Source organism: Marinobacter sp. PE14, from assembly GCF_053566155.1.
Map to the genome: position 1 here is coordinate 37,473 of NZ_JBQXNY010000008.1, position 15,904 is coordinate 53,376.

Below are 15,904 nucleotides of genomic sequence, written 5' to 3' on the forward strand. Positions count from 1 at the left end.
TGACGCCAGGACAGTCCATAGTGCCAAGGCTGTCACAGAACCAGACTTTCATTACCGGCAAAGGTACTCTTGTAGGAATTTCCTACACCGCTAAGCCACTGCTGTTGCTAATCTCTTCCCGACCCCATCAGCAGGATACAGAGCAATCATGGCGACTAGCGGAGCGGCGGAGATCCTTCTCCGGTATGACGACGACCAGGGCCGGCAGCATTTCGAAACCCTGTTCGCCAGCGATTTCGTTATTCACGCGTTCGCCACTGACCAGGGGGCACTCGACTACCTGGCCTCGGCTCCCACCATACCCACCGCCATAATTCTGCTTCCGAACCGCGCTGATGACTATCTTGAGTCGTCGCTACTGGCACAGGCCAGGGACCACCACCCCCGGATTCTGAAGATCCTCATAGGAGATGCCATTGCGCTGAACCTCCTCGTGAAACTGCTGGACAATCAGCTGATCGATCGCTGTTTCGAACAGCCGGTCAATCCCGATGTTATCCGGTCGCACGTGCTCACAGCTGCGCTTACCCGCGAAGGACAAACACCCTCTCCGGATACCATCCAGCCCCACGAGGGCCCCAAACCGGCGATTCTGATTGTGGATGACGAACCGACTGCCACCCGTTATCTGTCGAGGCAGTTGGAGCGCATGCAGAACGAATTCCGCGTGCTGAGCTCCATCAGTGCAGAAGAGGCTCAGCTCGTGTTGCAGAAAGACAGCGATGTCGCGGTGGTGATGACCGACCAGAGAATGCCCGGGATGCATGGCAAAGAGCTGCTGGACGAACTACGCCAGTCGCATCCGACCATTGTCCGCATTCTCACGTCAGCCTGGGGCGAGGTTGATGTGGCCATGGATGCAGTTAACGAGGGCCGGATTTTCCGCTATCAAAAGAAGCCGTGGAACGCAGCCGAATTGTTGTCTCTCTTCCGCACGGCTCTTGTCCAACATCGCGCCCTGGTCTCTGCAAGGGACCGTTCACGCTCAATCGCAGAACAACAGTTCGCGGAGCTTCGCCAGCAACGACGAGCCAGACTGCTTGAACATCTTTCCGGGAGAGTGGACGGTTTTACCGGCGAACCGATCACCGCCGACTTTCTGGACGCCCTGGCAACCGTCCGCACACTTCCTGCCCAGCCACCCCATCTGCGCGCAAGCCGGGAAACCGCGCTTGAGCATGATCTTGTAAGGGACTTTGCCGGACTGGTGGGCCGACAGCTGGACACCCTGCAGTCAAGCTACGTGCACGGCATCCTGAGCCGGCAAGCCTTTGACCAGGGTCTGGCGGACGCATTGGAGAACCCGGCAGTCGCGAGCGAAACACAAACACCATTGATGGCCCTTTGCCGGGCACTGGCAACCCTGATGAAGGCCTCCGGGCTGGAGCGCTCTGCTCTGGAATTGACCCGGACCGAGAACCGTCTCATGGTCACCAGCGCCAGCCCACTTCACATGTACAGCCACCTGCTGGCACCAATCACCCGTATCTCCCGACCACTACTGGAGCAGCAGAGCGCCCTTCTGATGCTCTTCGTGAGCACCCGACTGCTTGCTGGCGACATCGATGTAACCGGAGGCGACCAGTGTCTTCGATTGAGCCTTCAGCTGCCGGCCAGGGCAGACTGATGGCGTCAGGTCAGCGCAGGCTCAGGTTGTACGTCACCATGGGGCAGCGACTGCTCCGTGACAGCTTGTTATTCCAGATCCTTTTGCACGATGAGGTCGAGCTGGTCGGCGAATCGGAGACCGGAGTGGCAACGCTCAATCGCCTGAAGACGGCCACCCCTTCAGTACTGCTGATTGAAGAAAACCTGCAGGACAACGACGGGCTCACCATCGCCGAGCATGCATTGGCGATGAATCCTTCATTGTCCGTACTGCTGATATCGGACACGCCGGTCAGCAGCGGACGGATGGCGATCTATCTGGAAGCAGGCATCAAGGCCGTGGTATCCAAAGACCAGCCAGTACAGGAGTTGATCAAGACGCTGTTCTACATTCGAAACGGGCAGGTCTATGTCGGTAACTGGCAACAGGAACCAGCACCGGCCGCCATGCTCGCCTATCAGGCCTTGTCCGGACGGGAACGGGAAGTGGCACAGCTGATGGCCAGCCGGCTGCCGGTACGCGATATTGCAGGCAGGCTTGGCGTTTCCTGCAAGACGGTGCATTCCTACAAGGACCGGATTTTCGTGAAATTGGGCTTCGAGCGCCTGCCCGAGCTCATTATCTTTATGCAACGACACCAACACGGAGCCGCCGAGTGAAACTGCTTTCCGGGATGGATCAGATCCGCCAGCTGCCCGCCTACCGACAGCGACGCTTCGAACGCTTCTACCATACCCAGTATCGGTACCGGGTGCTGCCCCTGTTCGCCGACGTTTACCTGGTCATTGCCTTTATCGGTACCCTGCTGTTTCTCGGGGGCCTGGCCCTGAACCCGGATGCACCGGACGTATTCGGCATCTACCTCATCTACACCGCGATACTGACCGGTCTGATCGCCGCTCACCGGTTCACGCGCCTGCGCCGGTCAGCGCCGATGATCGTTTACCTGGTGTTTTTCAACATGGCTGCGTTCAGCTACCTGGGATACATGACAACGGGCGCATCGCTCGCTCCCATCGTGGGATTGTTCTTTTTCATCAGCTCCGTGGGCATCATTACCCTGTCCCTGTTCCACACCAGCGTGATTATCCTGATCAACCTGACACTGCTGGTCCTCGCCACGTTCGTGGCGGTCGACAGCGCTCAGGTAAGCGACACCCTGATCGGCATTCTGACCAACTGGCTGATTCTGATGTGCCTCGTGGTCGCGCCACTGTCGGCCTGGTTTCTGTCACAGTTCCTGCGCAATTTGCTGGCACTTCAATTCCTGCTTCGGGACCGGAATCGACAACTTTCCCGCACTCTGGAAACCCTGAAATCAACGGAAGAAAGACTGGCCCAGGAACAGAAACATCAGGCCCTGAGCCATATGGCCAAGGGGCTGCTGCACGAAATCATGAACCCGTTGAACTGCGCCAGCCAGGCGGTGGATTTTGCCAGCTCGGTGAACCGGGATGTCGAGGTCGCAGACGCCCTGACCGACGCCAGCACCCACCAGAAACGCATTGCCGATATTGTGTCTGACCTGATCGAGTTTTCCCGTCCGGTACCGGAACACCACCTGGAGACGGCAGACCTTGGCAAACTGGTGACCACCGCCACCCGCTTCTGCCAGCATCAGCTCCGAGGTGTCGAGCTTCAGACTGACATCCCGGACGGGACGACCGTTCCCTGCTATCCGTCTGCCCTGACCCAGGTGTTCGTTAACCTGCTGCTCAATGGCGTCTCTGCCGTCAGCAAAAACCAGCGGCCCGGCAAGATCGAGATATCCGCCGAAAGCACCGACAATGCTCATAGAATCGTGATTCGGGACAACGGCCAGGGCATCGCGCCGGACGATATCAAGCGGCTCACTGATCCGTTCTATTCCACCAGTGATACGCCGGACAACCTGGGGCTGGGCCTGAGCATCTGCCAGACCATCATGCGACATCACAAGGGCAACATGTCGATTACCAGCGAGCCCGGCCAGTGGACACAGGTCACCCTCACGCTACCTAGAACCGCAGCACTGCACGCAGGGTAACGGCGTCTCCGTCCGGGTTGGCCATCAGGGTGTTACCGCGAATATCCGGCAAAAGGTAATTCAGACGCAGCTGGAACAGCTCGCCCAGATACCAGGCAAGACCCAGCAGCGTCACACTCGCCTCGGCTCCCAGGTTCCTGTCTCTCAGGTCCACAGCACTGTACCGGGCGACCAGTTCCAGGGCGCCCGCCCGGTGCCGGGGCTCTATCCGGTCGAACTCACCCCGGCTGTAATAACGCTGGTCATCTGTCAGGAACACACCGGCCTGGAGGTAAGCGCCACCGAACTGCCAGCGCGACCCATCGGTTCGCCGCACATTCTGAGCCATGGCTTCCGCCACGAGGGTCAGGCGATTATGAAGCCAGGCGGCTTCAAAACCTGCCAGCCAGGCATCACGGGCCTCGAACCTTGGGCTGCGGATGACATTGTCGGCACTGAACACTTCCCCTTCATCCTTGATCTGGAAACGGCTGTCGCCGAGATCACGATAAGAGGCGGCTGCACCCAAATGCAGGGTCTGGCTCTCTGAACGAATGGGGGTACGGGTCAGTCTCGCGGTTATGGCGTGAGTGGAGCCACCATCGGGTTCATCGGTAAACAGGCCCAGTGACCAGGTGCCGCGTTTGCGGTACTGCCCCGCCATAATACCGGTGGAACGACCCGGTGCGAACGCCGAGGTCACCAGCGAACGCTCGCTGGTGTTCAGGCTGGTGTAGCTGGCGAGGCGCTCCAGGCCGAAAGGCTCCTTGAAGCGCCCAATCTGGGCCTCGAAACGGCTCCTACCGTCATAGAGAAGATAAGCATCGCCCAGATCCAGCTCTTTCTTGTCGCCTTTGATCTTATAGCTGCCGTCCAGCTCTGCCTCCCAGCGTTCTCCCCAGCTCAGTTCCAGTTCAAGCTTCGCATTTCGCAATACGCCCCGGGTTGTGCTGCGCTCGCCATCTTCGTCATAAAACGCGCCGTAATGGTCAACACCGGCGGCGACATAACCACCCAGTTCGGCTTCCAGCGGTGACGCCAGAACGAGCAGTGGCTGCAGCGTAAACGCCAGTGTCAGACCGATAACCAGCAATGCCCATTTCAGCTCAGCGAACATGATCGGCATCCTTGCGAAAGTGCATTCGCAGCATGGCGGTGTCCCTCAGATAGCTGACAGACACCACATCCACCCTAAACACATCCAGACCGGTACGCTCACGAAGGTCCGCAATGAGCAGCTCCCGGCGATCCCGGTGGATGTTTTCGATCTTTTCGTACTCCACCTCTCTCTCGCTGTGCCTCGGCAAAAGCACACGGGTTTCGAGCACCAGCGCCAGAGCAATGACCAGGAGATTCAGGCACACCAGTTCCAGGTGGTGCATGTTCCCAACCGCCGCCAGCAGGGCCATGGCAATCACCAGAAACAGGTAGGTCATTTCCTTTATGCCCAGCGCCTCGGTGCGATACCGGAGCATAGAGAAAACTGCGAACAGCCCGAAGGCAAAGCCCATGGTGACGGTGACCGAATGCAGCAAGGCAGTCACCAGAAAAACGCCGACACCAAACAGAATGAACGAGGCGGCATTCTCCCGGTGACGGGAAAAGGCGTAGTAGCAACGAATCAGCACAAACACCGAGGCGGTATTGATTAAAAGGCGGATCACAAAATGGAAATCAACTGCAGATTCCATGGAGTCTCCTCAACAGCGGTTTGAAACGATTGGTTTTGCATTCGTGGCCGAACAACAGGCTGGTACCGATGCAGTATTTGCTGAACTGCATCGGCCGGCAGCCAAGCTGACCAAGACGTTCAAGAAAGGGGGAGCAAGGGATCTTGCGATCGTACTTGACCTCGAAAACGGCAATATCGGGCAGGCACAAACTGTTTCGACGGTCGGGCGAGTGAAAACCCAGCCCCGTGTCCACGGTTATCCGCTCGGTTCCCATCGGGCTCATCAAGGTCATCCGGCGGTAGCCGACAAAAAGAGCCGGCAGCATCCCTGCCACCGGTCGGCCCAATTGCTCTTCAAGAAACGGGATCACCCGGTTGTTCGTAACGGTCTGCGATGTCAGCGGCAAACGGTTCTTGATGGTTCTCTCCCGATTGCTCTTTTTCTTGACCTCCAGGAAGCTACCCCCGGTTTCGCGGTAGTGCCGGATTCGGAGCTTGAATCGGTTCAGCTTGCCGTTGTGGTGATCCAGATAAAGCTGGCGACCCGGTGTATCAAAATACAGGGTGTCATAGGTGAACCGCCGGTTCCCGTCGATCTCCAGAATGGAGTAGTGGTGCTCCAAACCGCGCAGGCAGGCATCCAGCAGGTGGGCCGACACCAGAAACTTGGTGTCGACCCGGTTCATCAAACGGGCCTGCATCTGCTCGCCCAGGCAATGCCCGCGGAATGCATCCGGCGGGCTGGCGACGGCCATGTTCATTGGATGCCCGAATCGTATTCCAGGGTGGCATCCAGAGTCAGCTCCACATCGCCCTCACTGGCGCCGGTGCCTGCTCGGCTGATGGTAATACTGCCCTCTGCACCCAGGGCCAGGGTGCGCACATCCCCGGGCTGGCTTTCGTCCACTTCAAACAGCAAGGCGTTGGTGGCAAAGCCGTGGAACTCGTGTGTACCGGGCACGTAATCGGATGCCTCGATAAACAGTTGCAGCACATAGGGTGTGAAGTTGTCGTTGATATCCGCGCCAATCAGCAGGAGGCTCATCACCGCCGGCTTTGATTCGCGATCAACCGAGTAAACCAGGCTGTCCACCTCGAAGGCAGCAAAGGTCAGGCTCGCGTTCACCGCCTGACCTCCGGGCAACGTGAATCGGAAGGCGCCCGTGTCGGCACCGTCCTCAGACTTGACGGTGCCGGTCAGGCTGGTTGTCGCCGGCGCACTGCAGTCCGGTTGCGTGTCCGCGAGCCGGTATACGTCCCCGGAGGGCGTTTGCTCGGCGATGGCCTGTTCAATAACAGCTCTGCGGGCGGGCCGGAAATCGTCATCGCCGGCCACGCCGCGGCCACCAATGAAGGCTTTCAGGCTGGCAGTTGTCTCCGCGCTGGTTCCGGTGAGTTGACGTTTCCGCTCCACTTCCGTCAGCAAATCGGCCTCATCCCACTGGGTGGCCAGCAGGTTTTCAAGCTCGGCCTCATAGCGCGCCCGGTACTCGGGAATATTGAAAAGCCGGTCCGCCAGCGAGAAGTTGCGGTAGAGCACCCCCGTCAGCGGCTTCAGGGGATGCGTCCCACGAAACGCCGTATCAGCGCCCCAGGGAATAAAATGGAACAGACCGTCTCCGGGGTCCCGATAGATGTGGAAGTTATTGGCATTGCCCGTGGCAGAATCCCAGGCGCCCAACAGTGTTTCCACCGCCCAGAACCGGATAAATTCATCCACATCCACCAGCTGCGGCAATACATTCAGCATCTGCTCATCGGGCAAGGCCAGAGCATCGGTAACGGCCTGCAGGTCAGTCCGGTCGTTTTCTTTTTCGTTGGTCTTTTTCTCGAAACGCTGGCTCAGCCAGGTACCGAAGTCCGCCGTTTGAGCTTCGTACTGGTTACCGTCGTCGTCCCCGAATGCCCGTGCCAGAAAGGGCTTCTTGATCGGCTCGACATTGGTAAACACACCCAGATCCTCGCCATTGACAGACACTCTGGCGTAATTGCATTTCGGCGCCGCGAGCCCGGCCTGCCGGAACTGGTCATAGGCCAGGCACTGGCGGGCATTGGATGGGTCCTGGCGGTTGTTGTTCAGGGTCATCCGGGTCATGTTCTGATAAGTGCGACCAGGCCAGAGATCGTTAAAGTCCAGCTTGAGAGAGGGGATACTGGGGCTCAGGGAGCCCAGGTAGCCTTTCTTGCGCACGATCACCCGGTCCATGCGGTCACCGTCGATGGTGACACTGGCGGTGAATTCCGTGTATTCAAACTCGGGCACACATTCCCGGTCGGTGCTGGCCAGGGTTCGGGCTTCCGATTTCAGTTTGCTGAAATCGGCGGAGCTCATGGTGACCGACACATCAATCAGCCGTTCGGGATCATAAAGCTCGGCATCGCCTCCTATATTCACGGGCTCGGCCGGGGGTTCGAAATCCGATGGGCTGGACACCTCCGTCTCGCTGCCCCCACCGCCGCAACCTGCCAATAGCACAGCGCCGATCATTGCCAGCCACCAATGCCCAAATCCGCTGCCGGCTTTCCGGCCAATCGTTGTTGTTTTCATCTGTTACTCCCTCAGATGTTTTGAAACTTGCCGGTATCGGAGACCGGTTGAGGGAGTATTTCGCGAAGCGCTTCAGAGTGTATGTAAGAAGGTCTTACATGACTGGCGAGAAAGGGTCAGGCCGAGTCAGAAGCCAGCAAGCTGGTCATCAGGGCCCTGAGCCGGTTCGGTTTCACCGGCTTGTTCAGGATTGGCAGGTACTGGGCGCGCAGTATCTTGCGGGTGTCGTCGCTGCGATCTGCGGTAATGATGGCGGCGGGAATGTCCCGGCCAAGGTGGCGGCGAACCCCGTGAACGGCATCGTAACCGGTTCGCTCATTGTTCAGGTGATAGTCCGCAAGGATAATGGCCGGTATCTGGCCGGTTTGCTCCAGAGTCTCTACGGCCTCTGCCTTGCTGGCGGCTGTGAGCACTTCACAGCCCCAACGCTCCAGCAGCAACTGCATGCTCTCCAGAACCGCCGGCTCGTTGTCGATCACCAGCACCGGTACACCGTCAAAGCCATCGGCGAAATTCTGGAGCGAATCTGCGCGAGCCAGATCCGGTCTGGCCTGAGCGGGTTCGAGCGGAAGGGTCAGCACGAAGCGGGAACCACGACCGGGCCGTGATGACACATCAATGTCGTATCCCAGCACCCGGACCATCCGTTCCACGATGGCCAGCCCCAGCCCCACACCCTGCCGACCGCCGGTGCCCTGGGGCAACAGCTGGTGAAACTCGGTGAAAATGTCCCGGAGCTTGTCTTCCTCGATGCCAACACCGGTGTCCCAGACTTCAATCCGCAGACGGTCGCCGCGGGATCTCAAAGCCATGACAACACCGCCCTTGCGAGTGTACCGGAAGGCATTGCTAAGCAGATTTCGGAGGATACGGGTCAGCATGCGCTGATCTGTTCGCACCATCGCCGGAATGGTCCGGATCCGAAACCCAAGGCCAGCATTGCTAGCAACGGCCTCAAACTCCTCCCCGAGGGATCTGGCCAGGGCGGCCACATCGGTGTACACCAGATCCGGCTTCATCGCCTGCTGATCGAGCTTGGAGATATCCAGCAGGTCCGCCAGCAGGTCTTCGGCGCCCTCCAGAGCCCGATGTACCTGGTGCACCATACGGGTTTCCTGTTCCGGCAGAGTGCTGTCCTGGAGCGCGGAGATCATCAGCCGGGCTGCATTCAGGGGTTGGAGCAGGTCATGGCTGGCCGCCGCGAGATATTTATCCTTGCTGCGGTTGGCCTCTTTGGCGGCCTCCATGGCAACAAAGAGCTCGCGCTCAACCTTCTCACGTTCCTCAATCTGGTAGCGCAGGCCCACATTGGCATTCTGCAGTGCTTCGGTCCGCTCTTCCACGCGCCGCTCGAGGGTGGCGTTCAACTGCTCCAGTTTCTGCCGGGCCAACACTCGTTCGGTAATGTCGGCAACGAAGGCTTCCACCACTTCCGGTCCGAGGTCCGGGCGTCGCAGCAAGGTGACAGCAACGTGGACCGGCGTGCGATCAGCACGCTGGAAACGGGTTTCCCGCGCACTCAGGCTGCCCTCGTCGAGAAGCTCCTGACGTATGGCATCGAATTCACTGGAACTGCAGAACAACTGTTCACGGAGGCGGATGACCTTTTCCGTGAGCGCCTCAGGGCTGTCGTAACCGCAGATCCTCGCCATGGCCGGGTTGCAGGCCAGAAAACCGCCCCGCAGGTTGGCCTGGAAGATACCGTGCAAGGCGTTCTCGAACAGCCATTTGTAACGGTTGCGTTCCTGCTCCAGCTCGTCAATGCGTTCCTGCAGAGCCGGGTAATAGTTCTTGCGGACGGACTGGCTGCCCAGCCCGAGAAGATCGCCAATTCCGTAGCTACTGTCCTGTTCGCCATCCTTGATGTCAGAGGGCTTCTTCATAGACAACCTGGACATCCCGCAGCGACGACTTCCGGGGGTTGGTGAGAATGCAGGGGTCCTGCAACGCAAAGCCGGACAGGTGGGGAATATCGGACACCGAAACACCCAGCTGGGCAAGACGCGCCTCAAGACCGACCCGACGCTTGAGCTCCACGATACGGTTCATCAGCCGCTTCTTGATTTCCGCTTTGCTCATACCCCGGGTATCTATATCCATGGCTTCGGCAACGCGGCGGAACCGGTCTTCGGCAGACTGGAAGTTGTAAGCCACCACGTGCTCCAGCAGCAGCGCATTACACAGCCCATGAGGCAAATCCAGGAAGCCACCCAGGCTATGAGACATGGCGTGTACCGCCCCGAGAATAGCATTGGAGAAGGCCAGCCCCGCCTGCATGGAGGCCAGCATGATCTGCTCCCGAAGATAGGGATCTGCCGTGTTGTCCACCAACGGCTCGAGATTCCGGTTGATTAACCGGATTGCCTCCAGCGCATGGGTATCGGTCAGCGGCCCGCTGCCAGTCGACACATAGGCCTCAATGGCATGCACCAGGGCATCGACCCCGGTGCAGGCGGTGAGGTAGGCATCCATGGTCTCGGTGACTTCCGGATCGATCAGGGACACATCCGGCACTACGGCCTTGCTGATGATCGAGAATTTGAACCGGCGGTTGGGGTCGGAAATGATCGCAAACTGGGACACATCCGCCGAGGTGCCCGCCGTGGTGGGAATCAGGATCAGGGGCGGTGACGGGTTGGTGATGGTATCGACGCCCTCAAATTCCAGGATGCTGCGACCGTGAGTGGCCACGATACCGATGCCCTTGGCGCAGTCCATGGGGCTGCCACCGCCGATGGCAACGATGACATCGCACTCATTGGATTTGTAGAGTTCGGCGCCGGTCATCACCTCATCCACCTTGGGGTTGGGTGATACACCGGTGTACACGGTCGAGCGGATACCCGCATCGGTCAGCAGCGTCACGATTTCATTGACCCAGCCGGCGGCAGCTACACCCGGATCCGACACCAGGAAGACATGACGGGCACCGAAATTACTGGCGAAGTTGGCCACGGACTTCCGGGAGCCGGCACCAAATACGATCTCCGGTGAAACAAACTTTCGCAAGCTGGATATATCGTGACTCATCAGACTGCACTCGACCGCTTGTTGTTATAGGAATAGCCGAGAGTTTAACTCAACTTCTCTGCCTGATCATTGGCCTTTTGGCTATGCTTTCGGTAGAAGCTGAACATCCATTCGAGCATACCGGCCTGGTTGGCCTGGCGCCGGAAACCGTGACCCTCGTCTTCAAACCAGTGCAACTCTGGTGCCCTGCCAGCCGCTTTCATGGCGTCTGTCATGGCACGGGTCTGCTCGGGCACCACAACCTTATCCTGCCCGCCCTGAAAAAAAATCATCGGCGCGGTAATACGATCGGCGTGAAACAGAGGCGTTCTCTCCTGCCACCGCTCCGGGTGTTTTTCTGGCGAGCCCAGCAGCCAATCCAGATAACCGGACTCAAAGCGATGGGTCATGGCCCGTAAGCGCATGGGATCCGTCACGCCGAACATGCTGGCACCGGCGGTAAAACGCTGGCTTCGGATCATCGCCATCAGAGCCGTGTAGCCCCCGGAACTACGGCCCTGGATAAACACCCTGTTGCCATCAGCCAGGCCGAAGGAGGCCAGGTGGTCTGCCGCCCGTTCCATATCCACGACATCCACTTCACCCCACCGCCCTTCCAGGGCCAGGCGGAACTCACGACCAAAGCCGGTGCTGCCTCGATAGTTGATTTCAGCCACGGCGAATCCCCGCTGACACCAGTACTGAACCTGGGGATTGAACACCGGATAGGCCGCCGACGTCGGCCCTCCATGAGCAATCAGAATCAGTGGAGGGACGTCTGGCGTGGCCAGCTTGGGCGTGTAGAAAAACCCGTGGATAGAAGCTTCGCCCGGGTTCAGGGCTGGAATCTCGATATCCAGCGGCAGTGCCGCCCTCGCCTCTGGCATGGCCTCCTCGCCCCCGGCAATGGTGCGGGCCTGTCCGGTCTCGAGATCAATCTGGAGGACGGCGTCGAGGCGGCTGGATGCGCGGCCGATGCAGTAGAGATGCTCGCCAGCCGACTGCAGACAACGGAAGTCGCCAAAGTCCCGGGCAACCCGGATAGCGTCACCGGTTTGCCCGGAGCTGAGCCAGAGCTCACCCGTGCCATTACAATAACGAACCCTGGCCCAGCCGCCCCTGCCTGTTGGGCAGTGGTGGGATTCGCCCAACTGCCAGGGGGCATTGGCATGATCCCGAGCTGGCGAATCGCTGGCGTGCCATCCGCCCTCGCCCGACGTATCAACACGCCAGGGTTGCCACCAACCCTCGTGGTCGGACAAAACCCAGAGTTGGTTGCCATCGAACACCGGCTGCTGTACCGAAGACTCAGAAGGTGTTGGCCATTCCCGGCCTTGATCCAGCGATCTATCTTCAGAGAAATTTGCGGTCCACAGCCGGGTACGCAGCCAGGGCATATCCGGCAGCTGCCAGCTGGTCCAGGCAACCTGATAGCCGTCGGCCGAGACCGCCGGCGAGCTGTAAAAATCCAGGCCGGAATGAAGAACCGAACGCTCACCCTGCATGGAGACGGCAACCAGCTGCTGTTTGCCCTCTGCTTCCCGTACCGCGAGCACCCGTTGACGGGACGGGTCAGCGACCAACCCACCATAGGCCGCCCCAGGGTCATCGGTCAGGGTGAGGCACTGGCCGTCGGGCAGACTGACAAACCGTATCTGTTGATCCTCGCCAACCACGAATACGCCGCTGTCGGCAGCCGCCAGGGCGCCACCACCGTAGCCATTTACCCGGCTGCGGATGCCAAGATCATCAGGCCCAAGACGAACCGGCCCCTGATCGGTAAGGTGCCAGAGCGAATTGCAACCGCGTGCCGGATCAGTCTCCAGCCAGAACACACCCGCCGGGGACACCGCAAGTTCGCCACGCTGGATATGGGCCGAGCAGGCCTCGTAGGCACTCAGTACCGTTTTGTCGTGGTGATGGCCGACCAGTGCAGGATCGATGGCGGAGCTGTTAACCCCGGAAGAAAAGCCGTGAATTGTCCGCATTTCGATAAACCAGTTCAGTCAGGCCGGCCGTGGCATGATCGGCAGCTTTCCTCGCTGCCAGGATTCGATCATGATACGACGATTTGCTGCATACTGGATCTGCGTTATCCGCATTACCGGTCAAAAGATAGGCCTGGCAGCGGCAGCCACCGAAGTCTTTCTCCTTCTCATCGCAGGAACGGCAAGGCTCCGGCATCCAGCTGTCGCCACGGTAGTGGTTGAACCCCGGGCTGTCGTACCAGATGTTTTGCAGATCCATGTCTCGGACATTCGGAAAGTCGATGGGCAGCAAACGGGCGCTGTGGCACGGCAATGCGGTGCCGTCCGGCGCCACGGTCAGGAACAGATTCCCCCAGCCGTTCATGCAGGCTTTCGGGCGCTCTTCGTAATAGTCCGGTGTAACAAAGATCAGCTTCATGGCCGAGCCGGATTGCTGCAGCCGTTCCCGGTACAGGTTCACTTCCTGCTCTGCCTTGACCAGCTGCGCTTTGGAAGGCATCAACCCTTCCCGGTTTTCGAAGGCCCAGCCGTAATACTGGCACGTAGCCAGCTCGACGTAGTCCGCCCCCAGGCGCTCGCACAAATCCATGATGTCGTTCATCTGGTGGATGTTGTGGCGGTGGATTACGAAGTTGAGCACCATCGGGTAGCCGGCTTCTTTCACCGCACGGGCCATGGCCAGCTTCTGGTCAAAGGCCTTGCGGGAGCCGGCCACGGCGTTGTTCAGTTCCGGATCTGAAGCCTGAAAGCTCACCTGGATATGATCCAGCCCCGCCTCGGCGAAAGCGCCCACCTTGGCCTCCGTCAGGCCCAGCCCTGAGGTAATCAGGTTGGTGTAATACCCCAGGTGCCGTGCTTCGGCAATCAGCTCCGCCAGGTCCTGGCGCACCAGGGGTTCGCCCCCGGAGAAGCCCAGTTGGGCCGCGCCCATTTTTCGCCCCTGTCGAAGCACGCTCACCCACTCCTCGGTGGTCAGCTCCTGTTGGGTCTGCGCAAAGTCCAGCGGATTGGAGCAATAGGGGCATTGCAGCGGGCAGCGATACGTAAGCTCCGCCAACAGCCACAGGGGTGGCCCGGCGTTGTGGGGGTTAGTCGTGCTCATGACAGTTCAATCCAGTGTTGTTGCCGGGCGTCCTGCAAAAATTCGCTGACGTCCTTGCCAAGCGGGCCGGCGTCGGGGAACTGCTGCTCCAGGCTGGCGACGATATCGGCCACGCTACGCTGGCCGTCCACCTCGTTGAGAATGGCGCCGGCACTGCCGTTGAGTTTCACCATGCCCTCGGGGTAGAGCAGCACATAACTTTCCTGGGCCGGCTCCCACTGGAACCGGAACCCCCGGCGAAAACGCGGTATCTCATGCATACCCACCTCCATTACAGCCCCCGGTGCCAGACCTGTTCGTCGGTCACGGTGTGGTACGGCGGGGTGCAGTGGCCGTAGGCCATGGTCATGGCATCCAGCATGGTCCAGAGGATGTCCAGTTTGAACTGAAGAATCTCCAGGGCCCGGGCCTGCTGCGCCTCGGTGGTGAAGTAGTCCAGGGTAATGGTCAGGCCATGTTCCACGTCTCTTCTCGCTTCGGACAGACGTTTGCGGAAGTAGCTGTAGCCGCTCTCTTCAATCCAGGGGTAGTGGGCAGGCCAGCTGTCCAGTCGGGACTGGTGGATTTCCGGGGCGAACAGTTCGGTCAGGGACGAACAGGCCGCCTCCTGCCAGGTCGCCCGGCGGGCAAAGTTCAGGTAGGCATCCACGGCAAAGCGTACCCCGGGCAGCACGTGGCGTTGATCAATTACCTCTTCCCGGCTCAGGCCCACGGCTTCGGCCAGGGACAGCCAGGCTTCGATGCCGCCGACATCCCCGTCGTGGCCATCGTGGTCCAGAATCCGCTGCAGCCAGAGCCGGCGCACACCAGCGTCCGGGCAGTTGGCCATGATGGCGGAGTCTTTCTGGGGAATCTTGATCTGGTAGTAGTACCGGTTGGCCACCCAGCCGCGGATTTGTTCGGGCGTGCACTGCCCGCCGTACATGGCTTTATGGTACGGGTGGTGGATGTGGTAGTACTGGCCCTTGGCACGGAGTGCCTGCTCGAAATCCGTCCGGTTCATGGCGGTGTTGGCTTTGGCGTTCATGGCTGCCCCGACAGGTCGATGTGCATCCCGTCCCAGGATACTTCGATGCCGTGGCGGATCAGCTCCGCCCGCTCCGGCGAGTCCTCGTTCAGGATCGGGTTGGTGTTGTTGATGTGTATCAGAATCTTGCGCTGAGCCGACATGGCATCGAGCACCTCGATCATGCCGCCCGGGCCACTCTGGGCCAGATGACCCATGGCCTGCCCGGTCTTGGTACCCACTTCCTGACGGATCATCTCGTCGTCGTGCCAGACGGTACCGTCCACCATCAGGACGTCGGCCCGGCGCATCCATCCAAGAATACGGTCGTCCGGCTCACCCAGTCCGGGGGCATAGAGCACAGTCTGGCCGGTACGGGTGTCTTTCAGGAACAGGCCAATGTTATCGCCCGGGTGCGGGTTGTCCCGGCGCGGTGAATACGGGGGTGCGTTGCTCAGCAGCGGAATGGCGGTCAGCTCGATGGACGGTGCGCAGGGTATGGTAAAGGGCGACTGCTCGGACGCCTCGATACGCTGCCAGTTCAGGCCACCGTTCCAGTGCTCGAGCATGGTGAACAGCGGAAAACCACCGCTCAGATCTTCATGAACCTGCTCGGTACACCAGACGTCCATCGGCAGGCCCTCGCGCAGGGAAAGCAGGCCGGTGGTGTGATCCACCTGGCTGTCCATCAGCACAATGGCATCAATGCCGGTATCGCGCAGAGCACGGGCCGGCTGCATCGCTTCGAAAGAAGCCAACTGGGCGCGAATATCCGGGGATGCGTTAAACAGGATCCAGTGCTCGCCGTCTTCACTGATAGCAATGGAAGACTGGGTACGGCCCTGGGCGTTCAGAGTACCCTTACGGAAGCCGTCGCAGTTGGCGCAGTTACAGTTCCACTGGGGAAAGCCACCGCCGGCGGCGGAGCCCAGAACGTGAATCAACATGGTGGGTCACTCCACAAG

The 15,904-nt window shown here is 59.8% G+C and carries 14 protein-coding genes; 3 read left to right on the forward strand and 11 right to left on the reverse strand.

The features are described 5' to 3' along the window. Positions 1-148: 148 nt before the first annotated feature. The 3 genes from ACWJ62_RS19390 to ACWJ62_RS19400 are packed head-to-tail and all read left to right on the forward strand — an operon-like array spanning position 149 to position 3,635. Positions 149-1,627, forward strand: coding sequence for a response regulator (locus ACWJ62_RS19390; protein ID WP_449287639.1), 1,479 nt, complete (start codon positions 149-151; stop codon positions 1,625-1,627). Next, positions 1,585-2,268 carry a LuxR C-terminal-related transcriptional regulator gene (locus ACWJ62_RS19395; RefSeq protein ID WP_449287640.1) on the forward strand — a complete coding sequence of 228 codons (684 nt, stop codon included), beginning with the start codon at positions 1,585-1,587 and terminating at the stop codon, positions 2,266-2,268. Before ACWJ62_RS19390 ends, ACWJ62_RS19395 begins: the two co-directional genes overlap by 43 nt. Further along, positions 2,265-3,635, forward strand: coding sequence for a sensor histidine kinase (locus ACWJ62_RS19400; RefSeq protein WP_148608866.1), 1,371 nt, complete (start codon positions 2,265-2,267; stop codon positions 3,633-3,635). The genes ACWJ62_RS19395 and ACWJ62_RS19400 overlap by 4 nt, the downstream gene beginning before the upstream one ends. Here the strand turns inward: ACWJ62_RS19400 and ACWJ62_RS19405 are convergent. The 11 genes from ACWJ62_RS19405 to pqqB all read right to left on the reverse strand — a co-directional run bounded on the left by ACWJ62_RS19405 (position 3,607) and on the right by pqqB (position 15,886). Beyond that, on the reverse strand, positions 3,607-4,731 hold the full coding sequence (locus tag ACWJ62_RS19405; RefSeq protein WP_449287641.1) for an OprO/OprP family phosphate-selective porin: 1,125 nt from the start codon (positions 4,729-4,731) through the stop codon (positions 3,607-3,609). The two genes, ACWJ62_RS19400 and ACWJ62_RS19405, sit on opposite strands and share 29 nt — an antisense overlap. After that, entirely contained in the window at positions 4,721-5,305 is a 585-nt protein-coding gene (locus ACWJ62_RS19410) for a DUF4956 domain-containing protein (protein ID WP_449287642.1), read from the reverse strand. Before ACWJ62_RS19410 ends, ACWJ62_RS19405 begins: the two co-directional genes overlap by 11 nt. Next, positions 5,289-6,047 (reverse strand): polyphosphate polymerase domain-containing protein, encoded by a 759-nt coding sequence (locus ACWJ62_RS19415; RefSeq protein WP_449287643.1) that lies wholly within the window; start codon positions 6,045-6,047, stop codon positions 5,289-5,291. Before ACWJ62_RS19415 ends, ACWJ62_RS19410 begins: the two co-directional genes overlap by 17 nt. After that, the gene (locus ACWJ62_RS19420; RefSeq protein ID WP_449287644.1) at positions 6,044-7,834 is read right to left on the reverse strand and encodes a CotH kinase family protein; all 1,791 of its coding nucleotides are present in this window, start codon (positions 7,832-7,834) and stop codon (positions 6,044-6,046) included. The genes ACWJ62_RS19415 and ACWJ62_RS19420 overlap by 4 nt, the downstream gene beginning before the upstream one ends. 116 nt (positions 7,835-7,950) lie before the next feature. Beyond that, complete coding sequence (locus ACWJ62_RS19425) at positions 7,951-9,717, reverse strand: NahK/ErcS family hybrid sensor histidine kinase/response regulator (protein ID WP_449287645.1); 1,767 nt, start codon at positions 9,715-9,717, stop codon at positions 7,951-7,953. After that, positions 9,701-10,864 carry an alcohol dehydrogenase-like regulatory protein ErcA gene (gene ercA / locus ACWJ62_RS19430; RefSeq protein ID WP_449287646.1) on the reverse strand — a complete coding sequence of 388 codons (1,164 nt, stop codon included), beginning with the start codon at positions 10,862-10,864 and terminating at the stop codon, positions 9,701-9,703. Before ercA ends, ACWJ62_RS19425 begins: the two co-directional genes overlap by 17 nt. A 44-nt stretch (positions 10,865-10,908) precedes the next feature. Continuing rightward, positions 10,909-12,831, reverse strand: coding sequence for a prolyl oligopeptidase family serine peptidase (locus tag ACWJ62_RS19435; RefSeq protein ID WP_449287647.1), 1,923 nt, complete (start codon positions 12,829-12,831; stop codon positions 10,909-10,911). After that, entirely contained in the window at positions 12,797-13,933 is a 1,137-nt protein-coding gene (gene pqqE, locus ACWJ62_RS19440; protein ID WP_449287648.1) for a pyrroloquinoline quinone biosynthesis protein PqqE, read from the reverse strand. Before pqqE ends, ACWJ62_RS19435 begins: the two co-directional genes overlap by 35 nt. Continuing rightward, a complete protein-coding gene (pqqD, locus tag ACWJ62_RS19445) occupies positions 13,930-14,205 on the reverse strand; it encodes a pyrroloquinoline quinone biosynthesis peptide chaperone PqqD (protein ID WP_148608858.1) in 276 nt (91 codons plus the stop codon). The genes pqqE and pqqD overlap by 4 nt, the downstream gene beginning before the upstream one ends. Beyond that, on the reverse strand, positions 14,205-14,960 hold the full coding sequence (gene pqqC, locus ACWJ62_RS19450; RefSeq protein ID WP_449287649.1) for a pyrroloquinoline-quinone synthase PqqC: 756 nt from the start codon (positions 14,958-14,960) through the stop codon (positions 14,205-14,207). Before pqqC ends, pqqD begins: the two co-directional genes overlap by 1 nt. Next, complete coding sequence (gene pqqB, locus ACWJ62_RS19455; protein WP_449287650.1) at positions 14,957-15,886, reverse strand: pyrroloquinoline quinone biosynthesis protein PqqB; 930 nt, start codon at positions 15,884-15,886, stop codon at positions 14,957-14,959. Before pqqB ends, pqqC begins: the two co-directional genes overlap by 4 nt. Positions 15,887-15,904 lie beyond the last annotated feature (18 nt).

Bases quoted from the DNA above. Each gene is read 5' to 3' on its own strand.
- ACWJ62_RS19390 (WP_449287639.1), top strand. From the start codon at position 149: ATGGCGACTAGCGGAGCGGCGGAGATCCTTCTCCGGTATGACGACGAC.
- ACWJ62_RS19405 (WP_449287641.1), bottom strand. From the start codon at position 4,731: ATGTTCGCTGAGCTGAAATGGGCATTGCTGGTTATCGGTCTGACACTG.
- ACWJ62_RS19410 (WP_449287642.1), bottom strand. From the start codon at position 5,305: ATGGAATCTGCAGTTGATTTCCATTTTGTGATCCGCCTTTTAATCAAT.
- ACWJ62_RS19415 (WP_449287643.1), bottom strand. From the start codon at position 6,047: ATGAACATGGCCGTCGCCAGCCCGCCGGATGCATTCCGCGGGCATTGC.
- ACWJ62_RS19420 (WP_449287644.1), bottom strand. From the start codon at position 7,834: ATGAAAACAACAACGATTGGCCGGAAAGCCGGCAGCGGATTTGGGCAT.
- ACWJ62_RS19425 (WP_449287645.1), bottom strand. From the start codon at position 9,717: ATGAAGAAGCCCTCTGACATCAAGGATGGCGAACAGGACAGTAGCTAC.
- ercA (WP_449287646.1), bottom strand. From the start codon at position 10,864: ATGAGTCACGATATATCCAGCTTGCGAAAGTTTGTTTCACCGGAGATC.
- ACWJ62_RS19435 (WP_449287647.1), bottom strand. From the start codon at position 12,831: ATGCGGACAATTCACGGCTTTTCTTCCGGGGTTAACAGCTCCGCCATC.
- pqqE (WP_449287648.1), bottom strand. From the start codon at position 13,933: ATGAGCACGACTAACCCCCACAACGCCGGGCCACCCCTGTGGCTGTTG.
- pqqD (WP_148608858.1), bottom strand. From the start codon at position 14,205: ATGGAGGTGGGTATGCATGAGATACCGCGTTTTCGCCGGGGGTTCCGG.
- pqqC (WP_449287649.1), bottom strand. From the start codon at position 14,960: ATGAACGCCAAAGCCAACACCGCCATGAACCGGACGGATTTCGAGCAG.
- pqqB (WP_449287650.1), bottom strand. From the start codon at position 15,886: ATGTTGATTCACGTTCTGGGCTCCGCCGCCGGCGGTGGCTTTCCCCAG.